The sequence below is a fragment of the Nostoc sp. genome, from assembly GCF_036917535.1.
GTDB lineage: Bacteria > Cyanobacteriota > Cyanobacteriia > Cyanobacteriales > Nostocaceae > Nostoc.
The window spans coordinates 16649-33682 of record NZ_JBALDA010000007.1 but is presented as its reverse complement, the minus strand read 5'-3'; the positions used below and the strand labels follow the sequence as shown (position 1 = coordinate 33682).

Annotated in this window: 15 protein-coding genes, 1 tRNA gene and 2 pseudogenes; 15 read left to right on the top strand and 3 right to left on the bottom strand. The window is 39.7% G+C overall.

Annotation, left to right across the window (positions count from 1 at the left end):
- The first annotated feature begins 332 nt into the window (after positions 1–332).
- The 10 genes from V7K56_RS01925 to V7K56_RS01880 all read left to right on the top strand — a co-directional run bounded on the left by V7K56_RS01925 (position 333) and on the right by V7K56_RS01880 (position 7507).
- On the top strand, positions 333–1277 hold the full coding sequence (locus V7K56_RS01925; protein WP_334907132.1) for a metal ABC transporter substrate-binding protein: 945 nt from the start codon (positions 333–335) through the stop codon (positions 1275–1277).
- Positions 1278–1382: 105 nt separating this feature from the next.
- Complete coding sequence (locus tag V7K56_RS01920; protein ID WP_334907130.1) at positions 1383–2159, top strand: metal ABC transporter ATP-binding protein; 777 nt, start codon at positions 1383–1385, stop codon at positions 2157–2159.
- A gap of 11 nt (positions 2160–2170) precedes the next feature.
- Positions 2171–3040: a metal ABC transporter permease gene (locus V7K56_RS01915; RefSeq protein WP_334907062.1), complete on the top strand. Its 870-nt coding sequence runs from the start codon at positions 2171–2173 to the stop codon at positions 3038–3040.
- Between the two features lie 74 nt (positions 3041–3114).
- Positions 3115–3187: transfer RNA gene (locus V7K56_RS01910), tRNA-Phe, on the top strand.
- Between the two features lie 476 nt (positions 3188–3663).
- Entirely contained in the window at positions 3664–4245 is a 582-nt protein-coding gene (locus V7K56_RS01905) for a hypothetical protein (RefSeq protein ID WP_334907061.1), read from the top strand.
- Between the two features lie 288 nt (positions 4246–4533).
- Positions 4534–4773 carry a hypothetical protein gene (locus tag V7K56_RS01900; RefSeq protein ID WP_334907059.1) on the top strand — a complete coding sequence of 80 codons (240 nt, stop codon included), beginning with the start codon at positions 4534–4536 and terminating at the stop codon, positions 4771–4773.
- Positions 4774–4908: 135 nt separating this feature from the next.
- A complete protein-coding gene (locus V7K56_RS01895) occupies positions 4909–5163 on the top strand; it encodes a hypothetical protein (protein ID WP_334907057.1) in 255 nt (84 codons plus the stop codon).
- Between the two features lie 136 nt (positions 5164–5299).
- Entirely contained in the window at positions 5300–5620 is a 321-nt protein-coding gene (locus V7K56_RS01890; RefSeq protein WP_334907055.1) for a hypothetical protein, read from the top strand.
- A gap of 338 nt (positions 5621–5958) precedes the next feature.
- Entirely contained in the window at positions 5959–6357 is a 399-nt protein-coding gene (locus V7K56_RS01885; protein ID WP_334907053.1) for a hypothetical protein, read from the top strand.
- 439 nt (positions 6358–6796) lie between these two features.
- On the top strand, positions 6797–7507 hold the full coding sequence (locus tag V7K56_RS01880; RefSeq protein WP_334907051.1) for a hypothetical protein: 711 nt from the start codon (positions 6797–6799) through the stop codon (positions 7505–7507).
- Between the two features lie 171 nt (positions 7508–7678).
- On the opposite strand, the gene V7K56_RS01875 is transcribed toward V7K56_RS01880, so the two are convergent.
- Positions 7679–8851, bottom strand: a complete 1173-nt coding sequence (locus V7K56_RS01875; protein WP_334907049.1) for a tyrosine-type recombinase/integrase — start codon at positions 8849–8851, stop codon at positions 7679–7681.
- A gap of 449 nt (positions 8852–9300) precedes the next feature.
- On the opposite strand from V7K56_RS01875, the gene V7K56_RS01870 reads away from it, so the two are divergent.
- Entirely contained in the window at positions 9301–9687 is a 387-nt protein-coding gene (locus V7K56_RS01870; RefSeq protein WP_334907047.1) for a hypothetical protein, read from the top strand.
- 52 nt (positions 9688–9739) lie between these two features.
- On the opposite strand, the gene V7K56_RS01865 is transcribed toward V7K56_RS01870, so the two are convergent.
- Positions 9740–11014, bottom strand: coding sequence for a lipid-A-disaccharide synthase (locus tag V7K56_RS01865; protein ID WP_334907045.1), 1275 nt, complete (start codon positions 11012–11014; stop codon positions 9740–9742).
- Between the two features lie 304 nt (positions 11015–11318).
- Between V7K56_RS01865 and V7K56_RS01860 the strand changes: the two genes are divergently transcribed.
- From V7K56_RS01860 to V7K56_RS01850, 3 genes are all read left to right on the top strand, one after another.
- Positions 11319–13739, top strand: coding sequence for a hybrid sensor histidine kinase/response regulator (locus V7K56_RS01860; RefSeq protein WP_334907043.1), 2421 nt, complete (start codon positions 11319–11321; stop codon positions 13737–13739).
- Between the two features lie 108 nt (positions 13740–13847).
- Positions 13848–15149, top strand: coding sequence for a sensor histidine kinase (locus V7K56_RS01855; protein ID WP_334907041.1), 1302 nt, complete (start codon positions 13848–13850; stop codon positions 15147–15149).
- A 507-nt stretch (positions 15150–15656) separates the two neighbouring features.
- Positions 15657–15851, top strand: a complete 195-nt coding sequence (locus tag V7K56_RS01850) for a hypothetical protein (protein WP_334907039.1) — start codon at positions 15657–15659, stop codon at positions 15849–15851.
- A gap of 228 nt (positions 15852–16079) precedes the next feature.
- On the opposite strand, the pseudogene V7K56_RS01845 reads toward V7K56_RS01850, so the two are convergent.
- A pseudogene (locus tag V7K56_RS01845) lies at positions 16080–16577 on the bottom strand (IS5 family transposase); the annotation flags it as partial.
- On the opposite strand from V7K56_RS01845, the pseudogene V7K56_RS01840 reads away from it, so the two are divergent.
- Positions 16574–16867: pseudogene (locus V7K56_RS01840) on the top strand (hypothetical protein); the annotation flags it as partial. The pseudogenes V7K56_RS01845 and V7K56_RS01840 overlap by 4 nt on opposite strands.
- Between the last annotated feature and the right edge of the window lie 167 nt (positions 16868–17034).

Sequence of the window (17034 nt, the reverse complement as noted above, 5' to 3'; positions counted from 1 at the left end):
TTTTTAACGTGTATTTCATGAAAATATTTGTCAGTAATCTTATCAGAAATCAGCAACTTTTTTAACAAAAAAGTCAAGAAATCCTAATTATTCAGGGAAAACTAAATTGCAGAGGGCTGTACCTTCTAAAAAAGTTTTGTTGTTACTCATTACACAGCAAACCCAGAATGATATGATGTGCTAAAAATGAGAATGAGAATTATTATAGTATAAAATTTAGAATACTTCCCATTGTCAATTCCGTTTGGAGGAGAAATATTGTGATTGTGAATTGCAGAGGACTTAGAACAGGTAGGCAAAGAAGTGGCATCTTGACCATAGTTGCTCTGCTAATGTTGTCGATGGCTACTGGGTGTAGTCAATCGAATCCAAATCAGGGAAAAACTTCCGAACAGTCGCCGCGAGCACAGGAAGCTGGGTCTACCCCAGTGGCGCAGTCAGGAAAAACTAAAGTAGTAACAACATTTTTGCCTATATATTTGTTTACTAAGGCAGTAGCTGGGGATGTGGCAGATGTAGAAATTCTAGTGCCACCTGGTACAGAGGTACATGAATACCAAGCGACACCAGCAAATGTCAAAGCGATCGCTACTGCTAAAGTGTTAGTAAAAAATGGTTTAGGTTTAGAGGAATTTCTGGAAGGTACTGTCAAAAATGCCCAAAATCCCCAATTAACTGAAATTGATGCTAGTAAAGGTATTAAACCCTTAAATGAAATTTCACCTGTTGTAAAAACGACGCTAGATGAAAAAGATCGCGAACATAGTCAGGGTAATCCTCACGTTTGGTTAGATCCAGTTTTAGCAAAACAGCAGGTAATCAATATTCGAGATGGATTAATTGCTGCCGACCCGACGAACAAAGCTACTTACAAAGCAAATGCTACGGCTTATATTAAAGAATTAGAAAGTTTAAACAGTGAATTTCAGCAGACTTTGCAAAAAAATCCCAGTTGCACCTTTATTACCTTTCATGATGCGTTTCCATATTTAGCCAAACGCTATAACCTCAAGCAAGTTGCTGTGGTGCAAATTCCCGAAGATCAACTTTCACCAACAGATGTCCAAAATGCCGTTAATGCTGTGAAAAAATACAAAGTTAAAGCTTTATTTAGCGAACCAGGAGTAGATAATAAACTGCTGAACAGTCTATCTAAAGACTTGAAATTAAATTTGCGTACTCTGGATTCTCTAGAAACTGGCGAAACAGATCCACAGCATTATTTCAAGGCAATGAAAGCTAATTTGCAAACTTTGGAAACATCGTGTAATAAATAGATTTGTCCTACCCTGCGGGAAGCCGCTGGCGCGTCTATGTCAGTTGTCATTTGTCCTTTGCAAATGATTAATGCCCAATGCCCAATGCCCAATGCCCAATGCCCAATGACTAATGACATTCCTATTTTGAAAGTAGAAGGATTAACTGTCTATCAAGGCAGCTATCTAGCTGTTCAAGATGTTTCCTTTGAATTATTGCCAGGAACAGATACAGCCATTGTTGGCCCCAATGGTGCTGGTAAAAGTACCCTGGTAAAAGCGGTTTTAGATTTGATACCTCGAAGTGCTGGTACGATTGAAATCTTGGGTCGTCCAATTTCCAGATTAGGGCATTTACGCCACACGTTGGGCTATATGCCGCAAAATTTCATTTTTGACCGCAGCTTTCCTATTTCTGTCAGCGAATTAGTGGGACTGGGATGGACTAAGGAAAGGAAAAAAAAGAGTTCATTTTTCTCCAAGTTGTGGAGACAAGACCGAGAAAAATCGGCAGCGGTAACAGAAGCTTTACGGCGAACTGATGCTTATCATTTGCAGCATCAAGCTATTGGTACTCTTAGTGGCGGTCAACTCAAACGGGTTTTATTGGCTTATTGTTTGGTAATGCCTCGGAAACTCTTGGTACTAGATGAAGCCTTTGCTGGTGTTGATGTGCAGGGTGCAGCAGATTTTTACGCTTTGCTCAATGAATTAAAGCAAGAGGAAGGTTGGACAGTATTACAAGTTTCTCATGATATTGATATGGTCAATCGCCATTGCGATCGCGTGCTTTGCCTGAACCAAAGCATTGTTTGTACTGGTAAGCCAGAAATTGCCCTTTCACAGCAAAACCTGTTAGCAACCTACGGGCCAGGTTTCAGTCGCTACCAGCACCAACATTAATGCTCATAAGTATGAATTTCTTCAATGATTGTCAGATAACTTGGTTAGCGATCGCTAGTAGTAATGACTTGCTAGAGTTGTTACAACTTCCTTCGATACAGCGTGCGATCGTCGGTGCTGCTTTGATGGGAATACTTGGCGGGATGTTGGGTAGTTTTGTTACCTTGCGCCAGTTGTCATTTTTCAGTCACGCGGTTGGTCATGCAGCATTGGTAGGTGTGGCATTAGGTGTGTTGCTACAAATAAATCCTACTTGGATGCTATTACCTTTTACCTTAGTTTTTGGGGTTATTGTCCTCTACTTTATCGACAAAACCGACTTAGCTAGCGATAGCATACTTAGCATCGTGCTATCTGGGGCATTAGCGATTGGTTTAATTCTCACGAGCCTAATTAAAGGATATCGTGGCAACTTGATGGCTGTACTGTTCGGGGATATTCTAGCGATCAATACTACAGATTTGATTTTGACTCTGCTAATTCTTGTAGGAGGCAGCATATTTTTACTATCAACTCTGCGACAGCAAATTTTATTGACCCTTAACCCCGATGTAGCCCAAGTTCAAGGCGTTCCCGTCCAATTGTACCGCTACGCCTTTGTGATTTTGCTTTCCCTTGCCGTTGCTGTTGCTATTAAAGCTGTTGGTATTTTATTAGTGAACGCCTTTTTGGTCATTCCCGCCTCTACCGCCAAACTGATCAGTCACCACTTTAGCCGCTTTTTAGTCATGTCAGTGATAGTTGGTTCTATCAGCAGCATTGCTGGCATCATTGTCTCAGGTCTTTTCAACCTTGCTTCTGGGCCAAGTATTGTTCTTGTCCAGTTTCTACTATTTGTAGCCGTCTTCATCTGGTTTAAGTTGACTTTGAAAGCTGCATAGCTATTTTTCTCCAAAGACTTGCTATATTCTTATATGTTTGTTATATTAATTAATCGTGGCTTACAAAAGCCCTAGCCGGGATAGCTCAGTTGGTAGAGCAGAGGACTGAAAATCCTCGTGTCACCGGTTCAAGTCCGGTTCCTGGCATCGATTACAGACAAAAACAGTTCTGACATAAGGCATAAACTGGCATAAAACTGACATAAAGGTAGAAATACTCTACCAACTAAGTTAGGTAGGTTAATCCTTGGTATTATCTTTTTAAAAGAAAATAAACTCAAAACCTTATCCGATAAGAATCGCACAGATTGCAGCATTCTCGCTTAATCACGAATAGCTGCAACTGACTCATACGGGTATGAGTAATATTCGCGCCACTGGTACGAGGTAACACGCTATCTCGTATGTCAAGGTATTTATGTCAGTTTATGCCAATGAATCACAATAGGGTACCCTTGCGTAGAAAGTGACATATTTCAGTGTCACTTTAAGTGTCATCCGAAAATGTCACTTACAGCAACACAACATTAGCTAAGTCATTTGAGGGTGACGACTTTATTATGTGGAAAGCAGTAACAGGTTTTAACATCACTTCAATACACACAAGATTGACAACAAAAAAAATGAGTAACTTAACTTTTGACAAATCACTTGCATTTTCTCTGTATCAGTCTGATGAACAATTTCCTATCAACTTGAATAATGCATGGCAATGGCTGGGGTACACCAATAAGCGTAACTGCGCTGACATGGTTAAAAGCAATTTCATTATCAATGAAGACTTTTTGCGGGGAGGGTCGAAAAGCAATGGTGGTAGACCTTCTGAAGTTTTACTACTTAGTATTGAGTGTTTTAAATGTCTTGCAATGATGGCAGGCACAGAGCAAGGCAAGGTCATTCGCAAGTACTTTCTAGAGTGCGAACGTATAGCTAAGGGCGCGATCGCTAAACCACATCAAGCTCAACTTGCCACTGGTAAAAGACTCTCAGAGTTGATGTCCAAAGAAGTGTCAACACGCCAACAAATCAAGGAACTTGAGACTGAACTGGCTAGCAAAAGACGTGAACTACAAAGTGTGATGCAAGAGCTACTAGTGGAGGCTAAAGCGTATCGTGATGCCAATGCCGAAGTAATGCAACAGTCGCTATTGGTCAAAGAAATAATTGACAGGGTAAAGCAAGGTAATCCATACCTTAGTGTGTGAAGTGACATCTGTAGGTGACATGTTTAGGTGTCACTTTTAATGACACTTTTTAATGACATCTAGGAAAACATAGGGGTATACCCAGTATTGCCAAGATACTTGTAAATATGATTTTTACTAGTCACAGTATACGTTTCAGCTTATATTCTTATTTATCTGTTATAAATAATTGACAAGTTTTTATTTGTCTGTTACAAATAAGAAAAGCAAACAACAGCAAGGGATTCAGAGATTTATCGATTCCATAGCGCTGTTAATGCCTGGTACACCCAATCTAGGAAACATACTGTGTTATCCCCCGATTATGATCTAGAGACTATTCAGACTGATGCATTCGAGTTAATCACTAAGTCACGAGACTTAGGGTGGCTTGTCTTTGGATTAACAGATGAGGTAACACCTCGCACGATGGTTGAGCAGTTCACTGAACTAGACAAAGCCTATCAATCCCTGAAAAGTCAAATTGATGTAGTTCGCAACAGCTTAGACAATGGTCACGATCCTGACCGTCATTTGTTCGACTACTGATTGATACACACAATAAAATGCGCCACCCAATGAGCGGACAACTCAAAGGATGACGACTTCCATCTCACGTACCTTTACTACGCAAGAGGCAAAACTATTATGACCGCTAATCAAGTTACTGTACATCCTTCCGTCGTGTCTATTCCCGCTCCTCTCTACAAAATAGGTCAGCAGGTTGAGTGGATTGATGGGGACTATCCTTCTGTATGCGAGTTCACGGGAATTGTTACCGGACAGACTTATTGTATCGATTACAAGGGTGGTATCTGGAAGTTCACGATGGCAATTACTGGGGCAATAATAACTGGAAAGTTACAGCCTTCTTATATCGGCGGGAATTACCCTAATGTAAATGAAGATCGTTTGCGTGCCTGCGTCAAACATAAGTAAGTGAACATTTTCTAAGTGCTGACTAGAGTCAAACATTGAATTTTCCCCAACAATCTATAAGTAAAAAACAATGCATTCCACTGGTTAGCGCTAGTGGGATGTACAACAAAGTCTAAAAGTAATGAGGTTTTAATCTATGCCTAGAGGTGTTCCAAAGGCAGGTACAAGAAAGCCAGGTTCGGGGAGGAAAAAAAAATACGCTGGAGAGGTAATGCAAAAGTATGTCCCTATCTCTATTGCTGACAAGCTGGATGACATTTATCAACTCTTGATTGACCTTGAGAAAGAGGTTGATACGTGGGAAAAAATCTGTGAAGAAAAAAGGACTTCACCACGCTATGAGCAAGCACGAAAGCTTGTCACTGCGCTTAGACTTCTCTTGAACAGGCTAGGAATTGATGCTAGCGGTATTTATGCACAAGACAATGAAAATGACAAACAGGAGAATGAATCATGAGTTAATCAATATCCTCGACTAAGTTTTTCTCTAGCCTTGTACCCTATATTTTTGAAGTGTCATATTTTAGTGACACTAAAAATGTCATATTTTTATGTCACTTTTAAGTGTCACTTTGCAGACATAAGGTATTTAAAAGTATTGCCCAGGATTGGGAATACCAAGGTGAACGCTAATAGCTAAAAGCTACTTACAAAAAAAACAAGGGTGTTACCGAAATGGCAACACCTAAGAGATTGTAGTCCTAGTAAGTCTTGTAAATGATTAATTCCGTCTAGTCTGTTAACTCAATTTTCCCCTTGGTAGTTACCAGTTATCAAAGGGAAAGCAAAATAAAAATGTCTAACAATCAAACCATGATAGCATTATCATCCATCAACACTAACAATTTTCTAAACTCTAGTAACACAAATGGATTACCTGCCGCTTATGACTATGCGTCGATGTATTGCGACAATACTGACCATAATTTGGCATCAATCAATGAGTCCATCACTGAAAATGTTTGTAGTAAAAATCTCGCACTAAGAAACAAAGCACTTTTAGTATTCCGAGATAGATGTTACCCTTTCTCTGTACTGGATGAAATTGCTTTGTTGCACAAGCCAAAAGACATCAGAGATTACATCACTCTACAGGTTCACCCATTTAACAACGCTTGTCATCGTGACTTAAGTGTTCGTGGTGGAAGTAAAGACTTCTGGGAAGCAGTAATCAAATGGTGTAGCGATCGCTAAAAGAATGTTGAATTGAATTAATACTTACACCTAGCACATCACTGCTGGGCTTTTTTGTTGGCACGGCAAGAGCAAGGCAACAGAAAAAGATATTCTAAAACCTTAAGGTATTGGAAAAACTTTTTCTTCTAGAGGCTGTATGGCTCGATGTTTTTGGGGTTTTTGAACTCGCGGTTAAAAAGTAACGTTCAAATTTTTCATTACCCGACTTTTGATCTAGCGTTACAAATCCACCGTCTGCGAGCGCCATGAATGACCACGAATGCCCTTAAACATGAAAACGTACCGTCAACTTGGTACAAGTACCCTAAAGGCGATTTTAGCGCTAGGTGTTAAAAGTTTGCTCACTTACGCAAGGTCAAGCTGTGCTTTTTTTAACAAGTGTTCTATACTTGGTTTAATACTATTTACATCTCGACCAAAAAAGAGGTTTTATCAAATGGCTTACGACATAAAATATGTGACTTTGCAATCTTTTTTGAAAGATGCTCGTGCAAACGGCAATGTACTAAATTGTAAACTGGATGCAGAATACAATGTTCTCAAAAGTGAGTATGAAAGATTAACGTCCAGTCAGCCCAGTTCTAACAAAATAGAGAACTTGAATAATTTATCAAATGATATTTTACCTGATAGTCAAGTAACTACTATTAAAGGTGAATTTCCCGATACAGATAGCAATTGGCGAATGATCGAAGTGAAGAAAACCAGAGATAATCTATATGCACAAAGTCTCTGCCCAGTTTTGTGTACAAGTTTTTACGATTCCAAATTAAACATCACAAAATATTTTCCCTTCAGAGGCATATTCAAATTAACTGGTAACAAATGGTTGCTTACGGGTGAGACTTGTGATGTAAGTTGGTTAGAAGCTGTTCAGAGCAATATCAAGCATCGATATCGTCAAAATTATACCGTTGCTCTACAAAGTGAATATGGTGTAAGAGGTGCTACACAATGGCGAATAAATGAAATCTACAATACTAACGTTTGCATAATGGCAGGATTGACATGTATAACACCGGGAATGAATAATCATGCTGGTGATACAACTGTTCAACCATTAGTGCAATTGATAGTCACTGATAACAATAAACCAAAAGCGTTTCATAATTTCCAACCTTCAACACAACTGGCATCGACTAAATAAGTCATTGTCTTGAACTACTCACAGATTCACGTAACCCCTTGCAGAAAATGACATCTGTAGGTGACATATTTTGATGACACTTTAAATGTCACTTAAAAGTGACACTCTGAAAAATAATACCCCAGTGGTAGCATTGCACTATCCTGGGGTATTTTGTTGGTTGGGGTATGACTAGTTATTGCTTGGCATCACAATATCGCTAACGTCACCCAGGTATCTCTTGGCAATCATGTTGGGTGAATTGCCTACCCACTTGGCTACAACCACGCTATCAACGCCATTTTTCACCATCATTGTTATAGCGGTATGTCTCATCTGATAAGGGTTCCTATATTCGATATCTGGTAGAGTTTTAAGTACTGACTTCCATGCTCTATTAGCGAAGTTGTGCCAGTCTATGAAACCACCCTTTTTCGCGGGAAATACGAAATCATCTTGTGAATATTTCTCTGGCTTAATCTCGCTAACAACAGACGCCATTCGTTCATTGACTGTAATAGAACGTTTACTCTGTGTCTTAGTACCTGCTTCTATTTCACCACTTGCTGTTAGCTTTTGACAGAATGTTATTTTTCCACCCTTGATGTGCTTCCATTGCAGCGCTAACGCTTCCTCTGGGCGACAGCCAGTAATGAATAAAAATTCTATTAGTGGAGCGTAGTAACTATAACTGCTGCTAGCGTAAAATGCTTGAATAATTTGCTTCCGTTCGCTATCGCTAAAGGGATTAATGTCTTCCTGAGTAGCTGATTTTTTTGTAAATGGTATCAAGTTCTTTAGTCCGTCAAATGTATTTGACTGCAATTTCTTGCAAGCTACTCCCCATTTACAGCAAGCGTTTATCAGTTTCCATTGCTTCTCAACACTGCTAGTGGATACTCCTTTATGATCATTTACTAACCATTGCATAATGTCTACGGCATCTCTCACCAGCTTATGAGGGCATTTTCTAAGCTTGTTTTTAATACGGTCGTAGTCAATCATGCTGTTAGCTTTTAAAGTCTTAGACTTGAACTGTGTATAGTCCTCGAACAATTGCAATAAGTCAACCGCATTCACTGATAACCTTGCAGCGATAATTTCCCTTGCCTCTTCGGCATCTTGTAAAGCAGCTTCCTTAGTTCTCCCTTTCAGGGAATTGGGCTTATATTTTGTCAACGTGGGGTCAAAGTATCCGGTTATGCAATCCTGATAAATTCTATGAGCAATTTCCTCAGCCTTAGCGATCGCTAGTTTGTCAGAGTAGCTACTGCCAGGAGTAGGGTTGAAACTGTATCGTTCACCAGCGTAAGAAAATCTGAGGATTATAGAACCGTTATTATCTCTTGGTGTAATTTCTCGCATACCCACTATTTTTACTTACTTGTTTACCCTATTCTGGCATAAAGCTGACATAAATTTGATTAACATGAATAAGTAATTAACACGTATTGCTTACCAGTTAAGCATTTTGAACAATATTGAGTTAGGACTGAAAATCCTCGTGTCACCGGTTCAAGTCCGGTTCCTGGCACTCTCTTAAACCCCCTTGAAATCCAATAATTTCAAGGGGTTTGTGGTTTGTATGTACTAGTTTATATAGAAAAACTGTTGTAGCTTTGGCTAAAATCTAGGGCATATTTTGATACCTTTATATAGAGAATGGGTGTAAAACTGGTGTAAACAAGCTAAGAAGCGGGAGATTTTATAGGTAGTTGAAATCTTGTTAACGTTTATGCTTAAAATTGCACAAGAGGTTTATTTAGCATCTACTGACAGCTAAAGTTGACCCTTTGCAGGACTCCCCCAAGCTAATGCTGACTGAAATTTTGCCTTTCCGTTTTGAGTTAGACACGATCGCGATCGCTGGAGCGAGTTTGTGGTCATTAGCGCTATATCTAGGTTTTTCCAGAGTGAATGAATGGGTTATCGAGCAACTCAATCGCTGGTTTAACTTTGCCGAGCGATCGCTCTACACCAGCGAGTCGGAATTTGAAAAGACTCGTAAAGCCAGAGAATCCCAAAATGCTTTCTACGCCTCACTGTTTAGCATTGTGCCTTTTTTGGTAGTCGGCGCTTTATGTAACTGGGTTCTGGAAATTAGTTTAGGTGAGAGTTGGGGAATTAGTACAGGTATATTAGCTTGTATGGGTGCGGGTATTTATGAACTTGGGCGCAGGGATGGAGAATCTTCCGATTAAGCCAGAGTAAAAATCAGGGGGATGTTGCTTGCTGCCATTACTCCCTCATCTCTCATGACTTCCCAATTTCCTCACCAACAATCTGTGCTATCTTCTGAGCTGCACCGCTTTCACCGCGAATCTTACGGAGTTTAGCGCCTATATCATCCAATTTTTCTGGATGCGTCAAAAAGTCTAAAACCATTTCCCCAACTTCTTGCGGTTGAAGTTTACCTATCAGTTCTGGCACAATCTCTTCCTGTGCCCAGATGTTTGGCCATGCTAATAAACCTTTGCGTCTCACAAATCTTAAGAATAACCAATTAATCACCTTAGCAAAGGGCGTACCGACTACTGGCAGATTTGCCAACAATCCAGGTAAACCATCCCAAGAACGCATAGCGTCAAGTTGCTGCGTTGGTAGCAAAACAATCATTGGCACTCCTAAAGCACCAAGTTCGGCAGTGTTTGCCCCCACTGTAGTCAAGCAAATGCAGCACTGGGATAATAAATGATATGCAGGGTTTTCTTGCCACAGTTCAACAGTTAAGCCCGTTGTTGTTTTGAGCAATGGCTTACTTTTAGCGTCCTCTGGGACAATTAAGGAAGCACCATCAAAGCCAAAAGTTTCAGCAATAAAGTTCTTTTTGGGATCGGCAAAACTAGCTAAAGTTGGTAAATCCAAAGTTGGGGCTACAGGAATCACAAATCTAGTTTGCGGTCTTTTTGCATGAACATATTCGGCAATACTTAGAGTTAATGGTACTCCTTGAGCTAATTTTGCTGCTTTCGATCCAGGGAGTATACCAATGATTGGGGAATGCAGAGTAGAAAATAGGGAGTAAGGAGTGTTGACTTGTTCTTGTGCTTCTAGCATCAAATCACCGACAACAGTGAATTTGTGAGCATATTTTTGGGGAACACGGGCTGCAACTTCGGGTTTCATGATTCCAAAGCGATCAATCCGATTATGCCACCTGGCTTCCCATTCGGCGTAAACTACTGTCCGATATCCAAGTTTTTTGCCTATAATCACTGGAAAAATTTGATCGCCGCCTAGAAAAACAACAACACCGCGACTTTTCCAATCCCAATTTTCAAATGTTTTGCCCCAAAGCAAAAATTGCCAAAAATGTTTTGCTCCTTGAACTCTATCTACTTCTGGATAAGAAAGAGCGATCGCTGCTTCTTTACCACTGGCATTTGAGCAAGGTGATAATACTACAGAAATCCTCACTAAAGAATGGTCATCCCCTAATTCTTGCCGCAACGCCTTTACTACTGGACGCACCCAGGTTGTTACTTCACCTGGGCCATTTGAAAGGATCAGAATATCTACTTGAGTCATTAGTTAAAAGGCAAATGTTACCTAATTATTTACTATGTTATACGTATATACTGTAGCTTGTTAGTGATATTTGATAATCTGTTCCAGATTCAATTTGTTGCTACTATTAGTTAGTTTTTCAGAAAGTTTAACTTGCACTTTTGCCTGTTTGATGTGGGCTTGATGGTCAGCAAAGTTTAGGGTATTGATAATCGCAGCTATGGGTAACAATCCTAGCTGCGATTATCAATAATTTTTTGGGCAATCTAAATATATATAGCCCTTTTTTTTGCTTATCAAACCCATTGTTTAGAGGGTGAACCCTGTGATCAAAGGCAACTCCAGCCCATCTGCTCCTAAAATATACTCCTCGCGCAATTTACTGCTCCGATTTATTCTTGGCGGCACTACTCTTATTGTAAGTATTTCTGCTTATTTTAGCTATCAGGCCGCTCGAAAAATAACGCTAGAAGACCTGAGAGAAAAAGCTTTTTTAGAGGTACAGAGAGGGGTTGATGAAATTGAGGAGTGGTTACATGTTCGGAAAGTGGAGGTGCAAACCCTTGCTCATACTTCAACTGTACGCTCCTTAGACTGGTCTGTGGCAGAACCTTATTTAAAGTCAGAAATTGAGCGGATCGATGAATTTTTCTTTTTCCTAATGGCTATGCCGGATGGTTCGTATTTTAATACTAAGGTTGGTCGGTCAAATAAGAATATTAAGGATCGAGACTACTTTCAAAAAGCACTAGCCGGAAAAAGTAACATTTCCGATCCCTTTATCAGCCGTTCCACAGGCATTCCTTTAATTGCGATCGCCACCCCAATCTGGTCAAATTCTCCTACCAATCATTCACCAATTGGGGTCTTCCACGGCAATGTTAAAGTCGATCACATTGCAGAGGTAGTCAACTCGTTGCACTACGGCAAGAACAGCTATGCATTCGCCCTCAATTCCCAAGGAGAAGCGATCGTCCATCCCAATTCAAAGTTAATGTCAACGGTAGAAAAACCTGCACCCAGCCTGCTGAAAATTCCAGATCGCAATTTAAATGCGATCGCGCAGCAGATGGTAAACAAACAACAGGGAATTCAGTTGATGGAAATTGACGGCACTAAAAAGTACGTTGCTTATGTGCCATTGCGAGAAGCTAATTGGTCTGTGGCTTTGGTAATTCCGCGCCAAAATATTGAATCTCGGCTACAATTCCTCGATCTGATTGCCCTAATTGTGGGCGGATTGACAGTGACGATGATCGCTGTTTTGTGGCAGGTGCAAGCGTTTGAACAAGCTCAACTGAAAAAATCTAAAGCAGCGGCTGATACCGCAAATCGGGCTAAGAGCGAATTTTTAGCCAACATGAGCCATGAACTGCGAACGCCCTTGAATGGTATTTTGGGTTGCGCTCAAATTTTGCTGCGTTCTAAAGGTTTGTCAGAGCCAGAGCAATATCATCTAAACATCATTGAACAGTGTGGCTCTCATCTGCTGACTTTAATTAATGACATTTTGGATCTTTCCAAAATTGAAGCGCGAAAACTGGAACTACATCCTCAAGATTTGCATTTTCCGTCTTTTTTACAGGGGATTGTAGAAATTTGCCAAATTCGGGCAGAACAAAAAGGCATTTTGTTTGTCTATGAACCCGCCAGCAACTTACCCACAGGGGTTCATATCGATGTCAAAAGGTTACGTCAGGTTCTCTTGAATCTGCTGGGAAATGCGATTAAATTTACTGATGAGGGTAAGGTTAATTTTAAGGTTGAGGTAGTCGATCAACTTTCTGCTGATGAGCAGACAGAGAAATATCGCATTCACTTTAGTGTAAAAGATACAGGAATTGGCATAACTCCAACTCAATTGGGTAACATTTTTTTGCCATTTGAACAAGTAGGTGAAAAAAAGCATCAGATAGAAGGGACAGGGCTAGGTTTAGCTATTACTCGGCAGTTGGTGCAGATGATGGGTAGCGATATCCACGTTAAAAGTGAGATCGGTCAGGGTAGTACTTTCTGGTTTGAAATTGCGATTGCCCAAGCCAGCGAATGGGTACAGTCTGCTATGGCTGTATCCAAGGGACAAATCATTGGCTTTGCAGGTAGCCCCCGCACCATCTTGATGGTGGATGATCGCTGGGAGAATCGCACAGTAATTACAAACTTATTACAACCACTGGGTTTCAATGTGATTGAAGCTAATAACGGTAAAGATGGTTTAGAAAAAGCGATCGCCCTGAAACCAGACTTGGTAATTACAGATTTGCTCATGCCAGAAATGGATGGATTTGAATTGATTAAACACCTGCGTCATACCCCAGATATCGAGGATGTCAAAATTATCGTTTCTTCCGCTAGTGTGTTTGAAGCCGACCAACATCGCAGTCTGCAAGCAGGAGGTGACACCTTTTTGAGCAAACCGATACAGGCAGATGAATTACTGCATCAATTAGAGTGCCATTTAGGTTTGACATGGATTTACCAGCAGTCTGAGGAACAAAAAATTAATTCTTCGGTTACAACACTTGATAGTTCATCAGATAAATTGACTCTTCCTTCTGCCGATGTATTACAGGAACTGATAAATTTAGCCAGTAAAGGTAACTTCAATGACATTCTCAAATGGGCAGATAAACTAGAGGAAACAGACACAAAATTCGCTCCCTTTGCTAACCAATTACGGCAGCTAGCAAGGCAGTTTGACGAAGATTTAATTCTCAACTTTTTGAGCGAAAAATCAAAGTATTAATTACCCTAAATTTATTTATGGTAGTTGTACTACGTGAATTTTTAATTTTGAGCGCTTCCTTAACATCTTGCAAAGAAGCAACGTGAATCAATATAAAGTAGAAATATTATGACAGCAACTAGAGGCGATCAGAAAAATCCCCTAAATAGCAATCCTAGCAGAGGAATTATTTTAGTCGTTGATGATAACCCTGCCAACTTACAAGTTTTATCAAGCTTTTTAGATCAGTCTAGTTTTGAAGTTTGGACAGCTCGCAGTGGTGAAAAAGCCATTCAGAGATTAGACAATGATAATTTACCTGATTTAATCTTGCTTGATATCATGATGCCGGGTATCGATGGGTTTGAAACTTGTAAATACCTAAAAAGCGAAAGCAATCCTCGTGTCCAGGATATTCCGATCATTTTTATGACTGCTCTCTCAGATACTGCCGATAAGATTAAAGGATTGCAATTGGGAGCCGTAGATTATATTACTAAACCTTTTCAGTATGAAGAAGTATTAGTGCGAATAGAGCACCAATTGAAGCTGAGAAATTTGATGAAAACCCTGACAGCCAAAAACGCAGAATTACAACAGGCTCAAACCCAACTGATTCAAGCAGAAAAGGTAGCAACCTTGGGTCAAATGACAGCAGGAATTGCCCATGAAGTAAATAATCCCATCAATTTTATCGCTGGCAACTTGAATTTTATTGAAGAGTATTTTCAAGAGATTGTTAATTTACTCGAACTATATCAAAAGTATCTGCCTGAACCACCGACTGAAATTCAAAATGCTATTAAAACAAAAGATATAAACTATTTGTTAAATGATTTATCCAAAATTATTCGCTCTATGCAACTAGGAACAGCTCGCGTTACAGAAATTGTATCATCGTTGAATAAGTTTTCTCGACACGGAGAAGCAGGGAAAAAACTGACTAACCTGCATGAAGGGTTAGAAACTACGCTACTTATTCTTGGACATCGACTCAAAGCAAATGGTCATCGTCCGGCAATTAAAGTAATTAAAGAATATGGAGAATTACCAAATATTGAGTGCTATCCAGGCGAACTAAATCAAGTTTCTATGAATTTAATCGGCAATGCAATTGATGCAATTGAAGAAATACAAAAGAATCAATATTTTGATGAAAGTTTTCGGCATATTGGTGTGATTTGGATAAAAACAGAGGTAGTTGGTGAACGAGTTATTCTCCGAATTGCAGACAACGGCTCAGGAATCAGCGAAGTAAACCTAACAAAGATATTCGATGCTTTCTACACTACAAAAGCTATCGGTAAAGGAACAGGGTTAGGTTTATCTATTGCTTATCAAATTGTAGTTAATAATCATCGCGGTAAGCTAAGTTGCCATTCAACACAAGGTGAGGGTACAGAGTTTGTGATTGAATTACCTATCCGATAAATTAAAATTCCAAATTTTAACTGCATCAGCATTCAGAAAATACTTGCAATGGCTGAATTATCGATTATAGGCGCAACGATAGTTATTTAAATTCACAGAGCAATCGCTACAATAGCAGATATTCCCTTTCGGATGAATGATTATCGTTTGCGGGTGTATCGAAAGTTTCCTTATAAACGAATGCGTCAGATAGTTATTTACCTACAACCAAGCGATTCTGAGCTAGTCTATCAAACAGAATTTGTTCTAGAAAACAGCCTGCACAGATTTGAAGTAATTCGACTTTAGGAACAGCCAACCGAAGTATTTTTTAATTCTCCAGGCTTACTACCGTTTGCAGCTTTAAGTCAAACCGACGCTCAAACGCGAATCTTAGAAGAAGTTACTCAAGTTATTGAAGCACTAAATGATACCAGAATCCGCAGTAATGTTGCTGCATCAACAGCAGTATTAGCTGGGTTAGTATTAAAGAAAGACGTGATTAAAAGAATTTTGCAAAGTAATACTATGCGCGAATCTGTGATTTATCAAGATATTCTGCAAGAAGGGCTTGCACAAGGTATTGAACAAAAAGCTCAAGAAATTGTCATCAAAATGATTAACAAAGGTATCGATATTGAAACAATCGTAGATGTCACAGGTTTAACTATTGAACAAGTTCAACAATTACAAGTCAAAACTCTCGGTAATCAAGCCGATTGATAGATATCATGCGCGAATTTGTGATTTATCAAGATATTCTGCAAGAAGGGCTTGAATAAAAAGCTCAAGGAATTACAGTAAATATGCTCAATTAAGGAATTGCGATCGCATTTCTCTAAACTCTATCGACTTCTGGGTAAGAAAGGGCGCTCGCTTATTTGGACAAAGCGATCGCTCCTGTCGCTCTCATTCTCAGAGGATGTTTTAAAAGTTGGAACTAGTCAAAAATCATGCAAGTCGTCTGACCATAATACGAATCATAGCAATATAGATGAATGTCTCTGAGGTTTCAGGAAGGCGTTCATAATCCTTACTCAAACGCCGACACCAATTAAGCCAGCCAAAAGTGCGCTCCACAACCCAACGCTTTGGTAATATGGTAAAACCCTTTTGTTCCAGGGGTCGGAGTACGATTTCAACAATCCACCGAAACATATCCATCACCCACCGCATAAATTCTTCTCCTCGATATCCTCCATCCATCTAAATGGTATTCAATCGTTTTACCTGATTACCTGTGTCATGAACTCGTTGGAGGACAAGTTTTGCTCCTTGTCGCTCTGGAAGGCTAGCAGATGTCACCAAAACCCGTAAAACTAGCCCTAGTAAATCAACGGTCAAATGTCGTTTACGCCCGTGTATCTTTTAAGAAGCGTCATAACCGACATCGATTGAAATCATAGTTGCTGTTTGCACTGATTGACTGTCAACAGCTGCTTCTGAAGGACCCCGAACAAATATTTATTGAAGCTCCTGCGATCGTGATTATTGAAGCAAAAAAAGGTGATTTAAAACCTGGTTTGGGGCAATGTGCAGCAGAAATGATTGCCGCACAAAAATTTAATGAAATCAATAATATACCGATTAAAACAATTTATGGCAGCGTCAGCAGCGGTACAGCTTGGCGATTTTTAAAATTAGAAGAGCAAACACTGAGTATTGATTTGAATGATTATCCTGTTCCACCAGTGGAAATATTGTTGGGAATGTTGGTTTGGATGGTGCGGGAAGGGTGAAGAATTCAGAATCAATTAGTGGGAGATTAAACAGAAAGTAAAGCCAGTCGCTTGGGCAGGTTTTGAACAAATATAAACTAGGCGATGTCTATGATCGGCTACGCATCTCGCCAAACAGAACCTATTTTACAACCCACACAAGCAGGTTTTATTTTGCAATACAATAA